The sequence below is a fragment of the Ferrovibrio sp. GW821-FHT12E11 genome (assembly GCF_058806975.1).
This window is the reverse complement of record NZ_JBXAQG010000001.1, coordinates 797445-815425: the sequence shown is the minus strand read 5'-3', so window position 1 is coordinate 815425 and position 17981 is coordinate 797445. Positions and strand designations below refer to the sequence as shown.

Sequence of the window (17981 nt, the reverse complement as noted above, 5' to 3'; positions counted from 1 at the left end):
CCGGACCTAAAGCTTGTCCTGATCCTTGGCGCCAAGCTTGCGCAGCAGGTCCGGGCGTTCGCGCAGCCAGACTTCCAGCGGCTCCAGGGCACGGAACAGCAGAGGGTTGAGCGTGATCGACAGGAAGGCGCCAGCCAGCAGCAGGTCGCGTCCTTCCGGCGGCAGCAGGCCGAACGATACGCCCAGACCGGCCAGGATGAACGAGAACTCACCGATCTGCGCCAGGCTGGCCGATACCGTGAGGGCCGTGGTCAGCGGGTGGCGGAAAGCCAGCACGATCAGAAAAGCCGCCAGCGATTTGCCCAAAACGATAATCAGCACGGTTGCCAGCAGGGCTAGCGGGGCTTCGAACACGATGCTGGGATCGAACAGCATGCCGACGGCGACAAAAAACAGCACGGCAAAGGCATCCTGAAACGGCAGGGAGCGCTGGGCTGCGTCGTGGCTCAGTTCGGACTCGTTCATGATCACGCCGGCAAAGAAAGCGCCAAGCGCGAAAGACACATCGAACAGCAGCGCGGCGCCGAAGGCGATGCCCAAAGCGCAGGCCAGCACAGACAGCGTGAAAAGCTCGCGTGAACCCGTGGCGGCAACATGCTGCAGCAGCCAGGGGATGGCGCGCTTGCCCACCACCAGCGCCAGCGCCGCGAATAATGCGACCTTCACCACTGTCATCAGCAGTGTGAAAGCAAGACTGTCGCTGCTGCTGCTTGGCCGGCCGCCAAGAATGTCGGCCAGCGGCGGCAGCAGCAGCAGGGCGGCAATCATGAAGATGTCTTCCACCAGCAGCCAGCCGACGGCAATCCGGCCGTGGTCGCTGTCGACCTCGTTGCGCGCTTCAAGCGCCCGTAGCAGCACCACGGTGCTGGCCACCGAAAGCGCCAGACCGAAGACGATGCCGCCGCCCAGGCCCCAGCCGAACGCCTGTGCCGTCAGCAGGCCAAGCAGGGTGGCGACCAGGATCTGGGCCAGCGCGCCGGGAATGGCGATCCAGCGCACGCGCATCAGGTCCTTGGGCGAGAAATGCAGGCCGACGCCGAACATCAGCAGGATGACGCCGATCTCGGCCAGTTGCTGCGCCAGGACGGTGTCGGCCACATAGCCCGGCGTATACGGACCGACCGCGATGCCGGCGAGCAGGTAACCGACCAGCGGCGAGAGACGGAATTTCTGCGCAATCATGCCGAAGGCAAACGCGATCACGAAAGCTAGCGCCAGCATGGTGATCAGGGGGGTGTCATGCGGCATGAAAACGCTGTTCCCTTTGCAGTCGTGCCCGACTGGCGCGAATCCAGTCTTTGCAATTGCTTGCGCCACCCCTAACACAGCCACGCGGGCAATTTAAGGCTGCGGCATTATCAAGACTGATAATCATTACTAATGCGATTGAGAGTCGCTTTCAAAATTTCGCAGTTGCAATAAAACTCCTGACTTTTCAGTGAGTTATTCCGATTTTTATTGGCGCTCTACAAAACATTTTGTAGGGTGCCGGCAGGGAAGAGGAATCGTGACCGCAGCATTGGAAAACGCTATCGCCATCGTCGGCGGCCAAACCCAGTTGGCACGGTTGCTGGGGGTCAAGCAGGCCAATGTCTGGCATTGGCTGAAGAAAGCTGACCGCGTGCCGGGCGAGTTTGTGCTCGCCATCGAGAAGGCCACCGGCGGCGAGGTCACGCGCCAGCAGCTTCGCCCCGATCTCTACCCCGATGCCAAGGCGATCGATGCCGCACCCGTTATTCCTGAAGAGGACCTGTGGCGCGCGCAGATTTATGCCCTTCTGGGGCGCAGCCTCGCGCGGCGTCCCGATACGGCGCTGCTGACGGCGCTGGGCCAGCTGAAAGGCGACGACACGGCAATGGGCGCGGCTCTGGCGCAATTGGCCGAACGGGCGCGGACAACCTCTCTGGAGCGCGCGCAGGATGAATACGACGCGCTTTTTGTCGGTTTGCCGCGCGGCGAGCTGGTACCCTATGCTTCCTTCTACCGCACCGGTTTCCTCTACGAGCGCCCGCTGGCCAAGCTGCGGGGCGACATGGCAAGGCTCGGCTATGCCCGTGCCGATGATGTGGCCGAACCGGAAGACCATATGGGTGCGCTGTGCGAGCTGATGACGATGCTGATTCAGGGTGGCGAAGGTCGCGGCCCGGCTGAACTGAGCACCCAGGAGCGCCTGTTCCGGCAGCATCTGGCGCCTTGGGGCGAGCGTTTCTTCACCGATCTGGAGCAGGCGTCGGGCGCCAGGCTCTATCAGCCGCTCGGCACGGCCGGCCGGCTGTTCATGTCCATTGAAACCCAGGCTTTTGCCCTGGCCGCGTGAGCGGCGGGCCGATATCGCGAATTGGAGAACCAGCCATGAGCAAGACCGACAAGAAAGACCAGATCGACCGCCGCAGCTTCCTGCGTACGGCTGGCGCCGGCGCTGGTGTCGCTGCCGCCGCTGCGGTGGGTACCGTGATTGCGACCAAAGCCGAGGCTGCGCCCGAGAATGCCGAGACCCGCAAGAAGCAGCGCTACAAGGAAACCGAGCACGTAAAGCGCTACTACGACAGCAATCGCCTCTGAGTTTGCCACGACGCGCCAGCACGCGTTAGACGGAGATGTCCCAATGTTGATCAAGAAAAGCTCCACCGCCGGCGTTGCCTCTAAAGGCAAGCTCACCGGCCTTCTCGCCGGCGCCACGCTGCAGACCATGGATCGCCGCGGCTTCCTCAAGGCATCCGGCCTTGCAGCAGGCGGTCTCGCTGCGGTTTCCGCGCTGTCGCCCGCGATGGTCAAGCAGGCCAAGGCCGCTCCCTCGGCCTCCGGGAATATCGTTCGCAAGAAAAACATCTGCACGCATTGTTCGGTCGGCTGCACGGTGACGGCGGAAGTCGAGAATGGCGTCTGGGTCGGCCAGGAGCCGAGCTGGGACAGTCCGATCAATCTCGGCACCCATTGCGCCAAGGGCGCGGCGATCCGTGAACTGACCCATGGCGACCGGCGCCTGAAATATCCGATGAAGCTGGTGGACGGGAAATGGACCCGCATCAGCTGGGATGTGGCGGTCAACGAGATCGGCGACAAGCTGATGGAAATCCGCCAGAAGTCCGGTCCGGAATCGGTCTACTGGCTCGGCTCGGCCAAGTTCTCCAATGAAGGCGGCTATCTCTTCCGCAAGTTTGCGGCCTTCTGGGGCACCAACAATATCGACCACCAGGCCCGTATCTGTCATTCGACCACTGTCGCCGGCGTCGCCAACACCTGGGGCTACGGCGCGATGACGAATTCGTACAACGACATCCATAATTCGAAGTCGATCGTCATCATGGGCGGTAATCCGGCCGAAGCGCATCCGGTGTCGCTGCAGCATGTGCTGCGCGGCAAGGAGCGTAACCGCGCCCCACTGATCGTGATCGATCCGCGCTTCACCCGCACGGCGGCGCATGCCACCGAATACATGCGCATCCGTCCCGGCACCGATATCCCGGTGATCTACGGCCTGCTCTGGCACATCTTCCAGAATGGCTGGGAAGACAAGGAATATATCCGCCAGCGCGTTTACGGCATGGATGACATCCGCGCCGAAGTCGCCAAGTGGGCGCCGGACGAAGTCGAGAAGGTCACTGGCGTTCCCGGCGAACAGATGAAGCGCGTCGCCGAGACGATGGCGAAGAACAAGCCGGCCACCCTGATCTGGTGCATGGGCGTGACCCAGCACACGGTCGGCACGGCCAACGTGCGTGCGTTGTCGATCCTGCAGCTGGCGCTCGGCAATATCGGCGTGGAAGGCGGCGGCGCCAACATCTTCCGCGGCCATTGCAACGTTCAGGGTTGCACGGATCTGGGCCTCGACGTCACCACCCTGCCGGCCTATTACGGCCTGGTCGAGGGCGCCTGGAAGCATTGGGCCCGGGTCTGGGACGTCGATTACAACTATCTGCTCGGTCGTTTCCAGGACAAGAAGATGATGGAGACCAAGGGCATTCCGTCGACCCGCTGGTTCGACGCCGTCCTGGTCGACAAGAAGGACCTGGAGCAGCAGGACAACGTGAAGGCGATGTTCTTCTGGGGCCATGGCGGCAACACCGTGCCGCGCATGCCCGAGATGCGCACCGGCATGGAGAAGGTCGAACTGATGGTCGTGGTCGACCCGCATCCGACCACGGCTGCGGCGCTGCCCGATCGCAAGAACGGCACCTATCTGTTGCCGGCCTGCACCCAGCTTGAGACCCGCGGTTCCCGCACGGCGTCCAACCGCTCCCTGCAGTGGGGCGAACAGATCGTGCCGCCGGTCTTCGAGTCGAAGCCGGATCACTGGATCCTCTACAAGTTCGCCAAGAAGCTCGGTTTCGAGCAGGAGCTGTTCAAGAACATCAAGATCGACGCCGGCGACGAGCCGAATGTCGAAGACATCCTGCGCGAAATCAACAAGGGCACGATCTCGATCGGCTATTCGGGTCAGTCGCCGGAGCGTCTGAAGGAGCATATGGCCAACCAGGGCGATTTCGACGTGATCTCGCTCCGCGCCACCAAGGGCCCGCTCAAGGGCGAATTCTACGGTCTGCCCTGGCCCTGCTGGGGCACGCCCGAGATGAAGCATCCGGGCACCCATGTGCTGTACAACACCAGCCTGCCCGTGAAGGACGGCGGCGGCGCCTTCCGTGCCCGCTTCGGTGTCGAACGCAATGGCGTCTCGCTGCTGGCCGACGGCTCCTTCCCCAAGGATTCGGAGATCCAGGACGGTCACCCCGAGTTCACCTACGGCCTGCTCAAGAAGATGGGCTGGGACAAGGAACTGACCGATGCCGAGCGCGCCACGATCGAAAAGATCGGCGGCAACAACCCGGATGCGGTTGGCTGGGCCATCGATCTGAGCTGCGGCATCATCCGTGTCACCATGGCGCATGGCGTGCAGGCGATGGGCAATGCCAAGGCCCGCGCCAATGCCTTCGGTCTGCCGGATCCGATCCCGGTGCATCGTGAGCCGATCTACAGCTCGCGGCGTGACCTGGTCGCCAAGTATCCGGCCATGGCCGACCGGCGCGACTATCGTCTGCCGCATCTGGGCAAGAGCCTGCAGGACAAGGATGTCAGCAAGGACTTCCCGATGATCCTGACCTCCGGTCGCCTGGTCGAATACGAAGGTGGCGGTGAGGAAACCCGTTCGAACAAGTGGCTGGCCGAGTTGCAGCAGAACATGTTCGTCGAGATCAACCCGGATGATGCGACCCGCCTTGGCATCAAGGAAGGCCAGAATGTCTGGGTCTACGGCCCCGAGAACAACGCCAAGGCCAAGGTCAAGGCGATGGTTACGCCGCGCGTCGGCAAGGGTGTGGTCTTCCTGCCGTTCCACTTCTCCGGCTTCTGGCAGGGTGTGGACCAGCGCAAGAACTATCCGCCGGGCGCCGATCCGATCGTGCTTGGCGAGTCCGTCAATGGCGTGACCACCTACGGCTACGATCCTGTCACCCATATGCATGAGAACAAGGCCACGCTCTGCCGCATTGAAGCGGCCTGAGCGACGGTTAGGGAGAACACACCATGGCCCGCATGAAATTCCTCTGCGACTCCGAGCGCTGCATCGAGTGCAACGCTTGCGTCACCGCCTGCAAGAACGAGAACGAGGTGCCCTGGGGCATCAACCGTCGCCGCGTCGTCACGCTGAATGACGGCGCCAAGGGTGAACGCTCGATCTCGATGGCCTGCATGCATTGCGAAGACGCGCCCTGCATGGCGGTCTGCCCGGTCGACTGCTTCTACAAGACCGACGAAGGCGTGGTCCTGCATTCCAAGGATCTCTGCATCGGCTGCGGCTATTGCTTCTATGCCTGCCCGTTCGGCGCCCCGCAGTATCCGCAGGTCGGCAACTTCGGCAGCCGCGGCAAGATGGACAAGTGCACCTTCTGTGCCGGCGGCCCGGAAGCCGACAACACCAAGGAAGAGTACGTCAAATACGGCGCCAACCGCCTGTCGGAAGGCAAACTGCCGATGTGCGCCGAGATGTGCTCCACCAAGGCGCTGCTGGCCGGCGATGGCGATGTGATCGCCAGCATTTACAAGGAGCGCGTCACGCGTCGTGGCTACGGTTCTGGCGCCTGGGGCTGGTCGACGGCCTACAAGACCGGCACTTCGGCCTGATCGCGTCAGATAGGAGAAACAAGATGCGCATTTTGCATTCCAAGCGCACCCTCTGGGCGGCTCTGGTTTTCGGCCTCATGGTCGCGGTCGCCGTACCGGTTTCGGCGCAGCAGACTGCGGCGCCGGCCGACGACGCCCTGCTGATGCAGCAGTTGAAGGGCCCGGTAGCCGGCCGCGTGTCGATTCCGGATGCGAAGTCCGGCGTGCTGATCCAGCCTGAGGGGCGCGACTGGCGCCAGGCCTCGCAGGGCCCGGTGAAGTCGATCGGCGGCTGGGTTCTGGCGATCACCGTGATCGCCCTCGCGGCGTTTCTGGCGCTGCGGGGCCGGATCAAGGTCGAGCACGGGATGTCGGGCCGTACGGTCGAGCGCTTCTCGGCGGTCGAGCGGTTCTCGCACTGGCTGACGGCGATCTGCTTTATCATTCTTGGCCTGAGCGGCCTCAACCTGTCCTTCGGCCGCAGTCTGCTTCTGCCGATGATGGGGCCGGAAGCCTTCACCAGCCTCTCGGCATTCGGCAAGCTGTCGCATAACTTCCTCAGCTTCCCGTTCGTGCTTGGCGTCTTCCTGATGGCGGTGATGTGGATTCGCCACAACATCTTCAATGCCATCGACATGGAATGGTTCAGGCAGGGCGGCGGCATCCTCAAGAAGGGTGTGCATCCGCCGGCTGGCAAGTTCAATGGCGGCCAGAAGATCATCTTCTGGTCGGTGGTGCTGGGTTCGGCAGCGCTGGCCGTCAGCGGCTATATCCTGATGTTCCCGTTCTATGTGACGGACATTGCGGGCATGCAGATTGCCCAGCTGGTGCACGCCATTGCCGGCATCCTGATGGTCGCTGTCATTCTTGCCCATATCTACATCGGCACCATCGGTATGGAGGGCGCCTTCGATGCCATGGGCAGCGGTCAGGTCGACACCAACTGGGCCAAGGAACATCACAGCCTCTGGGCCAAGGATGTGGCGCAGCCCCGGGTGGGCGGTGACGACTGATCGCATTCTCTTGTGAATGTAAAAAGGGCGGTGAATTTCCACCGCCCTTTTTCTTTGTATGCGTTTTTGATCAGCCGAGATTCTTTTCGGCGAACTCCCAGTTCAGCAGTTTATCGATAGCGGCATTCAGGTGATCGGGCCGGCGATTCTGCCAGTCGAGATAGTAGGCATGCTCCCAGACATCGAGGGTGAGCAGCGGCGTCACGCCTTGCATGGTCAGCGGATTTTCCGCATTGCCGGTTTTTTTGAACACCAGCTTGCCGCCTTCCAGGCAGAGCCAGGCCCAGCCCGAACCGAATTGCGTCACGCCGGTATTGGCGAACTCACCCTTGAATGTCTCATAGTCGCCGAAACTGTCCTTGATCAGGTCGCCAATCCGGCCTGAAGGTTTGCCGCCGCCCTTGGGCGAGAGGCTGTCCCAGTAGAAATCATGATTCCAGACCTGGGCGGCATTGTTGAAGATTGTGGCCTTGTCGGCCTTGCCATGGGTTGCCTTGATGATCTCGACTAGGCTCTTGTCCTTCAGCGGATCATCGGCGAGCAGTTTGTTGAGGGTGTTGAGATAGGTCGTGTGGTGCTTGCCATAGTGAAAGCCGATGGTTTCGGCTTTGATCACCGGCGCCAGGGCGTCGTCGGCATAGGGCAGGGGTTTCATGGTGAAGGGGGCGCCCATCGTTTACTCCTTGATCGTGATTGCTGGTCCGGGGGGTTACGCAGCGCCATCTAGGGCACTGGCACGGTATGCGGCAAGGTCATGGCCCTGACGAGAGGCCGGCGGTGACGACAGTCAACGAATTTGTGCAAATGCACAGGACCGGTCCGTGCTTGCAATGAAGCCGCACAGCGTCAAGATAAACGCAGCAGCGCACACAAAGTTGCAGGAACCTGGAATGAACAGAAAACGATATGCAGTTTTTATGTCGGTTTTCCTGATTGCGGCGACACCTGTTGCGGTCCGTGCCGATATGGAGGGCCACGGCGCCATGGTGAATGGCGTGGCGGTTTCGACGGACGGTAAAACGCTGCTCTCGGCCAGCTGGGATTACACCATGCGGCTCTGGGACGTTGCCCGACAGAAGGAACTCAAGGTCTTCGATGGCCACACCGCCAGCGTCAATGCTGTTGCCTTTCTGCCCGATGGCAAGGATGCATTGTCCGTCAGTTGGGATCATACGGTGATCCGATGGAATCTCGCCAGCGGCAAGGAGACCGGCCGTCTGACCGGCCATGTCAACAACATCGCCGGTATGAGTCTCAGCCGTGACGGCCGTTGGCTGGCGACGGCCAGCTGGGATCGCAGCGTGAAACTGTGGAATCTGGCGACGATGAAGCTGGAGCGCAGTTTTGAAGGCCACGAGGCCAATGTCATGCAGGTGGCCTTCGCCATGGATGACAAGCAGCTGGTGTCTGTCGCGTATGACCGGACCGCACGCCTGTGGGATGTTGCAACCGGCAAGGAACTGGCGGTACTGACCGGCCATGAGAGCAGCGTGAATGCCGTGGCCGTTTCGCCGGACGGCAAGTCCGCGCTCACGGGCAGCACCGATGGCGCAATCAAGCGCTGGGATCTGGTCAATCGTCGCGAAACCGGCAGCCTTGCCGGTCATGGCATGTTCATCACGTCGATTGCGATCTCGAAGGATGGTCGTTATGCGCTGTCCGGCGGTGGCGACAAGCTGATGCGGTTATGGGATTTGAAAGAAGGACGTCAGCTCAAACAGTTTGCCGGCCATGAAAAACCGGTCTGGTCGGTCGCGTTTCTGCCCGATGGCAAGCGCGCCGTATCCGGCGGCTACGACACCGTGATCAAGCTGTGGTCGCTGGAAACTGGGCAGTTGATTCCGGCGCCGAAGTCCTGAAGCGAAGCTTCAGTTCTGGTGCGTCTCGTGGGTGACGCGCGCGCCATCGGTGCTGAAGGCGACATCGGCCGGCTTGTTGACCATCTGCAGAATGAAAGCCGAGCCGATGGCGATGACGAGGGCGGCGATGATGCCGGCGATAAAGGGCTTCATGGGGCGGTCTCCAGCTGAAACTATCTTCCTGAATTATAAGGGATTTCCAGGGCAAAAGGGAAGGGGGTGCGACTATTTGGCCGCTTCCTGTTTCAGCCAGGCGATCAGGTCGACCCGGTCCTGTGCAATGGCCAGTCCGCCATACATCTTGTTGCCCGGCATGAAGTCCTGGGTGGCGGCCAGATAGGCGTCCATCGTCTGCTCGGTCCACACCACATCCGATTTTTTCATCACCTCGGAATAGCGGTAATCCGCAACGCTGCCGGCCTTGCGTCCGAACACACCGGCAAGCCGGGGGCCGACCAGATTACGCCCCCCTGCGGCGACCGTATGGCAGGCACGGCATTTGCCCCAGAGCTCGGCACCCCGTTCCAGGCTCGGCGGCTCCAGGTCGCCAGCCTGCGCCATGACACGATCCGAAAGCGCGGAAAGGCTCAGAATCAGCAGCAAAACGACAATACGCAAGCGGGGGCTCCGGCTGGTTTTCCTGTCCTCTCAACACTATAGTTGAGATGGTTGGTTTGCCAAATAATCGGGTGGGAAAACAGACGATGCGGCTGGACGGCAAACGCGTCCTCGTGTGCAACTGCGAAGGGACGATGCCGCTGGATGGTGCGGCCTTGGCGAAGGCTTGTGGCGCGACGCCTGGTGGCGATTCCGACGTTGCCACGCATCTGTGCCGCACCCAGTTGAAACTGTTCCAGGACGCGCTCAAGGCCGGCGAGCCGCTGACCGTCGCCTGCACCCAGGAAAGCCCGCTGTTCGACGAGCAGCGCGCGGAAGCCGGCAGCACCACGCCGGTCTCCTACGTCAATATTCGCGAAACCGCCGGCTGGTCGTCAGAAGCCGCCTTTGCCACGCCGAAGATTGCCGCCCTGATCGCGGCCGCTGCAGTGCCCGTGCCGGCAGTGCCGGCGATCACCATGAATTCCCAGGGTGTGGCGCTGATCTATGGCCGTGACGAGCGTGCCATTGCGGCGGCCCGCCAGATCAGCGACCGCCTCGATGTCACCATCATGCTGGAACGGTCCAGGGACATTCCCGGCCAGGCGATCATGGATTTGCCGATCGTGCAGGGGCGGATTGCTGGTGCGCGTGGCCACCTCGGCAAGTTCGAGCTGGTGATCGACGATTACGCGCTACCGCTGCCGTCTTCCCGCCGCAGCCTGCAATTCGGCTCTCCCCGCAACGGCGCCAGCTCGACCTGCGATATCATCATCGACCTGACCGGCGGCACCCCACTGTTCTCGGCTCATGAAAAGCGCGACGGGTATTTCCGCGCCGATCCGAACGATGCCGCGGCCGTGCAGCGCCTGCTGTTTGAGGCCAGCGACATGACGGGCAGCTTCGAGAAGCCGCTCTATGTCGATTTTCATGCCGAACTTTGCGCCCATTCCCGCTCAAAAAAGACCGGCTGCACGCGTTGCCTGGATGTCTGTCCGACCGGTGCGATCACACCGGCCGGCGATCATGTGGCGATCGATCCCTATATCTGTGGCGGTTGCGGCAATTGCGGCGCCGTCTGCCCCACTGGCGCTGCTGATTATCGCCTGCCGCCGGCTGCCAATCTGACGGAACAGCTGCGGGCCCTGCTGCTCGCCTATCGCGAGGCTGGCGGCCGCCAGGCGGTGGTCCTGCTGTATGACGCCAAGCATGGCGCCCCGCTGATCGATGCCCTGGCCCGTTATGGCGATGGCTTGCCGGCCCGGGTTCTGCCCTTCGCCGTGCATGCGGTCAGTGAATGTAGCGTGGCCTTCTTTGCCTCGGCCTTTGCCTATGGCGCTGCCGATATCCGCGTTCTGGCGCCGATGAAGCAGCGCGAGGACCTTGGCGGCCTGGCCGGGCAGATGGCGCTCAGCGAAAGCGTGCTGGTCGGCCTGGGTTATGAAGGCGGCCGCGTCGGCCTGATCGAGACCGACGATCCGGATCAGCTGGCGACGGCCCTGACGGCATTACCGCAGCGTGAAGGTCCCAGCGGCGCCAGTTACCTGCCGATGGGGCGTAGCCGCGATCTTGCCCGCCTGGCTTTCCGCCATCTGCATAAGGTGGCGTCGCAGCCAGCGGATACCGTGGCGCTGCCGCCCGGTGCGCCGTTTGGCAACCTGCAGATCAACGCTGATGGCTGCACGCTCTGTCTGGCCTGCGTCTCGGCCTGTCCGACCGGCGCGCTGAGCGACGATCCGGAGCGGCCGCGCCTGAGCTTCACCGAGGATGCCTGCGTGCAGTGCGGTCTGTGCAAGATCACCTGCCCGGAAAAGGTAATCAGCCTCGATCCGCGCGTGAACTTTACGCCGGCCGCGACGCAGCAGCGGCTGATCAAGGAAGAAGAGCCCTTCCATTGCGTCCGCTGCGCCAAGCCGTTCGGCACCAAATCGACGATCGAGCGCATTGTCGCCCAGCTTGAGGGCAAGCACTGGATGTACAATGCCGATACGATCAACCGCGTGCGCATGTGCGGCGATTGCCGCATCATCGTGCAGAGCGAGGCCAAGATCGATCCGTATGCCGGGGCGCCGCGACCAGATGTGCGCATGACCGATGATTATCTGGCCGAACGCGCCGCTGCCGAGTTCAAGGCGAGCGGGAAGAAGCCGTCATGAAGGTTCTGGGTATTTCCGGCTGGAGCGGCGCCGGGAAGACGACGCTGCTGGCCGAGCTTATTCCCCTGCTTGTGGCGCGTGGCATCAAGGTGTCCACCATCAAGCATGCCCATCATGAATTCGATGTCGATCAGCCGGGCAAGGACTCGTATCGCCACCGCCAGGCCGGCGCCAGCGAGGTTCTGATCAGTTCGGCCAACCGCTTTGCCCTGATGCATGAATTGCGGGGCGCGCCCGAGCCGACGCTTGAGGACCTTCTGGCCAGACTCAGTCCGGTCGATCTGGTGCTGGTGGAAGGCTTCAAGCAGTCTTCCCATGCCAAGATCGAAGTCTGGCGCGCATCCGTCGGCAAGCCGATGCTGCAGTCCGAGGATCCTCATGTCATTGCTGTCGCCAGCGATGGCCCGGTGCCCGATCTGCGGGTGCCGCAGCTGGATGCCAATCAGCCACAGCAGATCGCCGATTTCATTATCGGCTGGCTGTCGGCCGCAGCCGGCGAGGCGCGCCGTGGCGCAGCTGAGTAATGACTGTTTCGCCCATGGCGATGCCCTGATCCGACTGGATGACGCGCTGGCTGATCTGGCGCAGCGCCTGTCGCCGGTGACGGCAATCGAGACCCTGCCGGTGGCGCAATGTCGCGGCCGGGCCCTGGCGGCGCCGGTCATGGCCAGGGTATCGGTTCCGCCGCGCGACAACTCTGCAGTCGATGGCTATGCCGTTTATCATGGCGATCTGGCAAAAGATGCGGAAACCCGTCTGCCGGTGATCGGCCGTGCGGCTGCGGGTCATCCATTCCCGGCATCGCAGCCGCGCGGTACGGCTGTGCGGGTCCTCACCGGTGCTGTGATGCCGGAGGGGGAGGCGGGCGGCCCCGATACGGTGATGATGCAGGAGGACTGCCGGCTGGATGGTGACGCCGTTGTCATCAGGCCGGGCATCAAGCGTGGCGCCAACCGCCGAGAAGCCGGTGAAGATGTGCGGCAGGGCGAGGGGCTCCTGCCGGCCGGGCGAGTGTTGAGCGCACCCGACCTGGCCCTTGCGGCCGCCGGCGGCCACGCGGCACTGCAGGTATACAAGCCGTTGCGTGTGGCGTTGTTGTCCACCGGCGACGAGGTGCATGAAGCGGGCAGCACGCTGCCGCCGGGCGGCATCTACGATGCGAACCGGCCGTTGCTGGCGGCACTGCTGTCGGCGGCGGGCTTCGTTGTCAGCGATCTGGGCATCCAGCCCGATCGCCGCGATCATCTGGCTGGCATATTCGCCGAGGCGGCGGCCGGCCATGATGCCGTGATCAGTTCGGGCGGTGTTTCCACCGGCGACGAAGATCACGTCAAGGCGGCGATCGAAACGCATGGCAGCCTGCATTTCTGGCGTCTGGCGATCAAGCCGGGTCGCCCCGTGGCGCTGGGCCAGATCGCTGGCGTGCCGTTCTTCGGCCTGCCGGGCAATCCGGTTGCGGCGCTGCTGACCTTCTGCTTTTTCGCCCGGCCGCTGCTGCAGCGGCTTGGAGGCGGGCAGCCTGAGCCGCTGCGCAGCTTTCCGGTTACTGCGGGCTTTTCCTACAAGAAGAAAGCCGACCGGCGCGAATGGGTGCGGGTCTCCCTGAGCGATGACGGCAAGGGTGGCTGGCGCGCAGAGAAATACGCGGTTGATGGTGCCGGCGTCATCACCTCGCTGACCCGTACCGACGGGCTTCTGGAGCTGCCTGAAGACCAGTTGCGGCTGGAGCCGGGCGAGGCTGTGCGCTTTTACCCTTACGGATCCCTCGGGCTTTAAGAGGCCGGTGCGGTGCCGGGCTGACGCTGGATATGGTCGGTCCTGATCCCGTCCAGAAAGCCCGGCGTTTCGATCATCCCGGCAACAGCTTCGCCCGAGAAATAGATGAAGCCTGCCGCAATGCCGGTCGACAGGGCATCGTGACTGGCGATGTCGGTCAGAATGCATTCCAGCCGGTGCAACGCGGCACGCTTGGCGAAGCCGGACAGCACATGAAACGGCTTGGCCATGTCGGGTCCATCTTCCGGAATCCAGGTGGCAAAGCCGTGGCAACCTGTATCGGCATAGAGTTCGATCAGACGCGGATCGGGCAGTATGCGCAGCAGGCGCGTATGACAGAACGGCTGGATATAGGAGATCAGCTCGGCAACCCGGCTGGCCATCGTTCCGGGCGGGATATCGCGGATGGTGATACCCAGAAACTTGGTCACGCCGCTGGGCACTTCCTTGAGACGGGCGAAATAGATTTCGCGCAGTTTGGCAACCGCCAGCGTATCGAAGCCAACCGATATCATCACGATGCCTTGCTTGCCGCCGGTCAGCATGCGATGCGCGCCAAGCAGGCCGGCTGTGAGGATGAAACGGTCGAGCTGAAAGGACAGGTCTTCCGGCGTATCCAGAAACGGATCGCTCAGAGTACCGGCCGGTTTGCCGCTGGGCTCATGCAGGATTGCGGTCTGGTAGGATGAAAAGTTGCGACGTCTGAGACTGAAGGCCGGATAGAAGCCGGCGCGACATTCCTTCAGGTAGGCGGCAATGGTTTTTTTCTGGAACAGGCCGGCCAGCGGCTGATCGAGATCGGCCATATCCGGGCCAGCCCCCACCACGGCGGGACGGGTCGACGGCAGCTTGCCATCGCCATGATCGTTGAACAGGGTGACATTGCCGGACTCGGCCATCGACGTGGACCGCACGTGGTCCAGCAGATCCTTGAGCGAGCCGATCTTTTCCAGGACAAGACCGCGGTCGATATCCGCGATGGCGGAATAGACCGTCACCTCGTGCCCGGGCAGCAGCTCGCCGAAGACCAGTTTCTGGATTTCCTCGGAAATTACCCTGGCCTTGAATTCGGCCTCGCGACGGGCGAGGCGGGTGAACAGGATCAGGTAATTCTCGGTATCGACCTTGTAGAAGGCATCGGTCAGCTCCAGCCGGCGTCGCAGGATGGCATCGATCTTGCGGTAGATCTGCTCGGCCTGCGCCGGCCAGGCCTCGCCCAGAGCCTGCTGGATGCTGGTCAGGCCAATCAGCTGCATGCTGCCGGCCGGCACTCTTGTCGGCAGGTTCGGTGCCAGCGCAGCCCGGCGCGCATTGCCGGCCTCTGCAGCTTCTGCCGCCTTGGCGTCGTCACCGAACAGGTAACTTCCGATCTTGCCGATGATCGATTTCGGGGTCATCCGGGTCTGTGTCGTTGCCGGGCATGCGACGTGAGGATGCGCGGGCTTGGTTGTATTATAAACCAACACCATAAACGATAGGTTTGCTGTCGCAGAAGCACAATCATGCTTCTGCGATTGCTAGTTGTTTTGGGCCGATGCTTCGTCGCCGACAGGCTCGGCGACCAGACTACAGAATGGTCGGGTTGGGCGCGTCGCCGTAGACCGCCTTCGGGTCGAAGACCTTTTCCTGCTCCTCGAAGGTCAGCTCCACAGGCTTGTCGCCTGCAGCGCCGGTCGGCACCGAACGGTAGAAGCAGGAGCGATAGCCGACGTGACAAGAGGCATCGCCGGGAATCTCCACCCGCAGCCAGACCGCATCCTGGTCGTCATCGATGCGCATCTCGACCACCTTCTGCACCAGCCCCGAAGTGGCGCCCTTGTGCCACAGCACCTTGCGGCTGCGGCTGTAGTAATGCGCCTCGCCGGTCTCGATGGTCTTCTGCAGCGCTTCGGCATTCATGTAGCCGAGCATCAGGACCTCGCCGCTTTCGGCGGCGGTGGTCACGCAGGCGATCAGGCCGTCGGCGTCGAACTTGGGGGCCAGATCCTTGCCTTCTTCGACCTGCTCAATGGAGATGCGCTTGGCGAACACTGGTTTTGCTCCTGCCGGCTGGGTGGCGGCGGGGGCCGCGTCGATGCCGGATTGCTCTTGAAAGATGGGCCGTTATATATCGTCGGGTGGGCGGGGCTTCAAGCCGACCCGCCGGAGGAGTACCCTACGCGCCATGCTGAATGCCCTCTACAACGAAAAAATCCTTAATTTTGCGGCACATATCGGCCAGACCGCGCGGCTGGACGCCCCTGATGCGACCGTCACCCATCACAGCCCCCTCTGTGGCAGCCGGATTACCGTGGACCTGACCCTGGCCCCGGACGGCCGGGTGGCCGCCTATGGCCAGCAGGTGCGGGCCTGCGCCCTGGGGCAGGCGGCCGCCAGCATCCTGGGCCGGCATATCGTCGGCCAGGACGCCGCCACCCTGCGCAGCCTGGCGGGCATCATGCGCACCATGCTGAAGGATAACGGCCAGCCGCCGGGCGCGGATTTCGCTGCCGGGGTGTTCAACGATCTTGAGGTTCTGGTCCCGGTGCGCGAGCACAAGGCGCGTCACAATGCCGTGCTGCTGCCCTTCGAGGCGGTGGTGAAGGCGCTGGATCAGATCGAAGCGGGACGGAAGAGCGCTTAAGCCGCTTTCAGCTCGGCCTTCGCCACCGACTGGATCAGCGCGATCATGCCGTTCAGGCCGTTGATGCGGTTGGACGTGATGTTTTCCCAGACGCCGATCTTCTGCAGAAAATCGGGCGGGTTGTCGACGATCTCCTGCGGCGTGCGGCCGGAATAGACCTTGAGCAGCAATGCGATCAGGCCGGCAACGATTTCGGATTCACTGCTGGCCTGATAATACACGCGGCCGTCACGGGCCTCGCCATGCAGCCAGGCGCGATTGATACAGCCCTTCACCCGCCAGTCATCGGTGCGCAGGGCGTCCGGATAGGGCGGCAGGGCGCGGCCGAGATCGATCAGAAAGCGATAACGATCCATCCAGTCATCGAAGAGACCGAAATCCTCGATGATCTGCTGCTGAACCTGCTCTACCGACTCACTCATCGCCTGGATCCTTTACGCGGCCTTACGACGCCACGCGCCATGTCGTCTGCCCGGCCTTGTCTTCCAGCAGAATGCCGCGGGCCGCAAGCGTGTCGCGGATGCGATCGGACTCTGCCCAGTCCTTGCGGGCACGGGCCTCCTTGCGGGCGGCGATCAGCCCTTCGATCTCGCTCACATCCACATCGGCAGCGACATCGCCTTTCAGCCAGGCGGCCGGATCCTGCTGCAGCAGGCCGAGCAGTTGCCCGGCACCAAGCAGCTCGCCCTTGAGGCGCATCCGTTCGGCCGGATCGGTGGCTTTGTTCGCCGCATTGGCGATCTGATGCAGCTCGGCCAGCGCTTTTGGCGTGTTGATATCGTCGGCCAGCGCGGCCATGAATCCGGCCGATGCGCCGCCGTTACTGCCCTGCACGTCTTTCAGGCTGTCCAGCGTGCGATACAGGCGGTCAAGCTGGGCCCTCGCGTCACGCAGGCCGGCTTCGGTCCAGTCCAGCGGCTGGCGGTAATGCGCCGACAGCAGCGCCAGACGGATGGCTTCGCCGGGCGCCTGTTTCAGCAGCTCATGCACCAGGCGCACATTGCCGATCGACTTCGACATCTTCTCGGATTCGATGTTGACGAAGCCGTTATGCAGCCAGAAGCGGGCAAACTGCGTGCCGCCATTGGCGCAGGTGCTCTGTGCGAGTTCGTTCTCGTGATGCGGAAAAGTCAGGTCGATGCCGCCGCCATGGATGTCGATGGTCTCGCGTCCCAGATTCTGCTCGATCATGGCCGAGCATTCGATATGCCAGCCGGGCCGGCCACGGCCCCAGGGGCTGTCCCAGCCGGGCAGGTCTGGCGATGACGGCTTCCACAGCACGAAATCGGCAGGATCGCGCTTGTAGGGCGCCACATCGACACGGGCGCCGGCGATCATTTCGTCGCGGTTGCGACCGGAGAGCCGGCCGTAATCGGCATAGGACGGCACATTGAACAGCACATGACCCTCGGCCAGATAGGCATGGCCGTTGGCGATCAGGCGCTCGGCCATCGCGATGATGGCCGGGATATGCTTTGTCACCTTCGGTTCGATCACCGGCGGCAGGGCACCCAGTGCCGCCATGTCTTCGCTGTAAATCCGATGATAGCGCTCGGTGATGGTGCCGATCGGCACGCCCTCGGCCTTGGCGGCCGCGTTGATCTTGTCGTCCACGTCGGTGATGTTGCGGACATAGACGACCTTGGGATAGGCCGTCTGCAGCAGGCGGTACAGCGTGTCGAACACCACGACCGGACGGGCATTGCCGATATGGGCGAAACTGTAAACCGTGGGACCGCAGACATACATGGTCACCCGCCGCGGATCGCGCGGTGCAAAGGCTTCTTTCTGCCGGGTGAGCGTGTTGTAGAGCTGGATATCCATGGCCCGGACTATAGGCAATGGCGATGGAATCGCAACT

At 62.8% G+C, this 17981-nt stretch carries 18 protein-coding genes; 10 read left to right on the top strand and 8 right to left on the bottom strand.

The features are described from left to right. Nucleotides 1-6: 6 nt before the first annotated feature. Nucleotides 7-1248, bottom strand: a complete 1242-nt coding sequence (locus AC1ROT_RS04055; protein ID WP_492997313.1) for a cation:proton antiporter domain-containing protein — start codon at nt 1246-1248, stop codon at nt 7-9. 259 nt (nt 1249-1507) lie between these two features. Between AC1ROT_RS04055 and AC1ROT_RS04050 the strand changes: the two genes are divergently transcribed. From AC1ROT_RS04050 to AC1ROT_RS04030, 5 genes are read left to right on the top strand one after another with little or no spacing between them, the layout of a single operon-like run. Then, entirely contained in the window at nt 1508-2317 is an 810-nt protein-coding gene (locus tag AC1ROT_RS04050) for a DUF2863 family protein (protein ID WP_492997312.1), read from the top strand. Between the two features lie 35 nt (nt 2318-2352). Beyond that, nucleotides 2353-2562: a twin-arginine translocation signal domain-containing protein gene (locus tag AC1ROT_RS04045; RefSeq protein ID WP_492970001.1), complete on the top strand. Its 210-nt coding sequence runs from the start codon at nt 2353-2355 to the stop codon at nt 2560-2562. A 43-nt stretch (nt 2563-2605) separates the two neighbouring features. Then, nucleotides 2606-5497, top strand: a complete 2892-nt coding sequence (locus tag AC1ROT_RS04040) for a formate dehydrogenase subunit alpha (RefSeq protein WP_492997310.1) — start codon at nt 2606-2608, stop codon at nt 5495-5497. Between the two features lie 23 nt (nt 5498-5520). After that, on the top strand, nt 5521-6117 hold the full coding sequence (fdh3B, locus tag AC1ROT_RS04035; protein ID WP_492970003.1) for a formate dehydrogenase FDH3 subunit beta: 597 nt from the start codon (nt 5521-5523) through the stop codon (nt 6115-6117). A gap of 23 nt (nt 6118-6140) precedes the next feature. Next, entirely contained in the window at nt 6141-7109 is a 969-nt protein-coding gene (locus tag AC1ROT_RS04030) for a formate dehydrogenase subunit gamma (RefSeq protein ID WP_492970004.1), read from the top strand. A gap of 70 nt (nt 7110-7179) precedes the next feature. Here the strand turns inward: AC1ROT_RS04030 and AC1ROT_RS04025 are convergent, their stop codons facing one another. After that, entirely contained in the window at nt 7180-7782 is a 603-nt protein-coding gene (locus AC1ROT_RS04025) for a superoxide dismutase (RefSeq protein WP_492997308.1), read from the bottom strand. Nucleotides 7783-7939: 157 nt separating this feature from the next. Here AC1ROT_RS04025 and AC1ROT_RS04020 point away from each other — a divergent pair, with 157 nt between their 5' ends. Further along, nucleotides 7940-8968 carry a WD40 repeat domain-containing protein gene (locus tag AC1ROT_RS04020; protein WP_492997307.1) on the top strand — a complete coding sequence of 343 codons (1029 nt, stop codon included), beginning with the start codon at nt 7940-7942 and terminating at the stop codon, nt 8966-8968. A gap of 9 nt (nt 8969-8977) precedes the next feature. Here the strand turns inward: AC1ROT_RS04020 and AC1ROT_RS04015 are convergent, their stop codons facing one another. Next, nucleotides 8978-9121 carry a hypothetical protein gene (locus AC1ROT_RS04015; protein ID WP_492970007.1) on the bottom strand — a complete coding sequence of 48 codons (144 nt, stop codon included), beginning with the start codon at nt 9119-9121 and terminating at the stop codon, nt 8978-8980. Between the two features lie 72 nt (nt 9122-9193). Beyond that, nucleotides 9194-9586, bottom strand: a complete 393-nt coding sequence (locus tag AC1ROT_RS04010) for a c-type cytochrome (RefSeq protein WP_492970008.1) — start codon at nt 9584-9586, stop codon at nt 9194-9196. Between the two features lie 86 nt (nt 9587-9672). Between AC1ROT_RS04010 and AC1ROT_RS04005 the strand changes: the two genes are divergently transcribed. The 3 genes from AC1ROT_RS04005 to AC1ROT_RS03995 are packed head-to-tail and all read left to right on the top strand — an operon-like array spanning nt 9673 to nt 13497. Further along, a complete protein-coding gene (locus AC1ROT_RS04005; protein WP_492997305.1) occupies nt 9673-11721 on the top strand; it encodes a 4Fe-4S binding protein in 2049 nt (682 codons plus the stop codon). Continuing rightward, complete coding sequence (gene mobB / locus AC1ROT_RS04000; RefSeq protein ID WP_492970010.1) at nt 11718-12245, top strand: molybdopterin-guanine dinucleotide biosynthesis protein B; 528 nt, start codon at nt 11718-11720, stop codon at nt 12243-12245. Before AC1ROT_RS04005 ends, mobB begins: the two co-directional genes overlap by 4 nt. Then, entirely contained in the window at nt 12229-13497 is a 1269-nt protein-coding gene (locus AC1ROT_RS03995) for a molybdopterin molybdotransferase MoeA (protein ID WP_492997303.1), read from the top strand. Before mobB ends, AC1ROT_RS03995 begins: the two co-directional genes overlap by 17 nt. On the opposite strand, the gene AC1ROT_RS03990 is transcribed toward AC1ROT_RS03995, so the two are convergent. Beyond that, a complete protein-coding gene (locus tag AC1ROT_RS03990; protein ID WP_492997302.1) occupies nt 13494-14894 on the bottom strand; it encodes a hypothetical protein in 1401 nt (466 codons plus the stop codon). The genes AC1ROT_RS03995 and AC1ROT_RS03990 overlap by 4 nt on opposite strands. Before the next feature lie 169 nt (nt 14895-15063). Beyond that, nucleotides 15064-15528, bottom strand: a complete 465-nt coding sequence (gene hisI / locus AC1ROT_RS03985; protein WP_492997300.1) for a phosphoribosyl-AMP cyclohydrolase — start codon at nt 15526-15528, stop codon at nt 15064-15066. Between the two features lie 133 nt (nt 15529-15661). On the opposite strand from hisI, the gene AC1ROT_RS03980 reads away from it, so the two are divergent. Then, nucleotides 15662-16120, top strand: coding sequence for an iron-sulfur cluster assembly scaffold protein (locus AC1ROT_RS03980; protein ID WP_492997298.1), 459 nt, complete (start codon nt 15662-15664; stop codon nt 16118-16120). Here AC1ROT_RS03980 and AC1ROT_RS03975 read toward each other — a convergent pair. Together AC1ROT_RS03975 and cysS are read right to left on the bottom strand one after the other, a co-directional pair. Then, nucleotides 16117-16542 (bottom strand): SufE family protein, encoded by a 426-nt coding sequence (locus AC1ROT_RS03975; RefSeq protein WP_492970015.1) that lies wholly within the window; start codon nt 16540-16542, stop codon nt 16117-16119. The genes AC1ROT_RS03980 and AC1ROT_RS03975 overlap by 4 nt on opposite strands. Nucleotides 16543-16564: 22 nt before the next feature. Further along, nucleotides 16565-17944 (bottom strand): cysteine--tRNA ligase, encoded by a 1380-nt coding sequence (cysS, locus tag AC1ROT_RS03970; RefSeq protein ID WP_492997296.1) that lies wholly within the window; start codon nt 17942-17944, stop codon nt 16565-16567. Between the last annotated feature and the right edge of the window lie 37 nt (nt 17945-17981).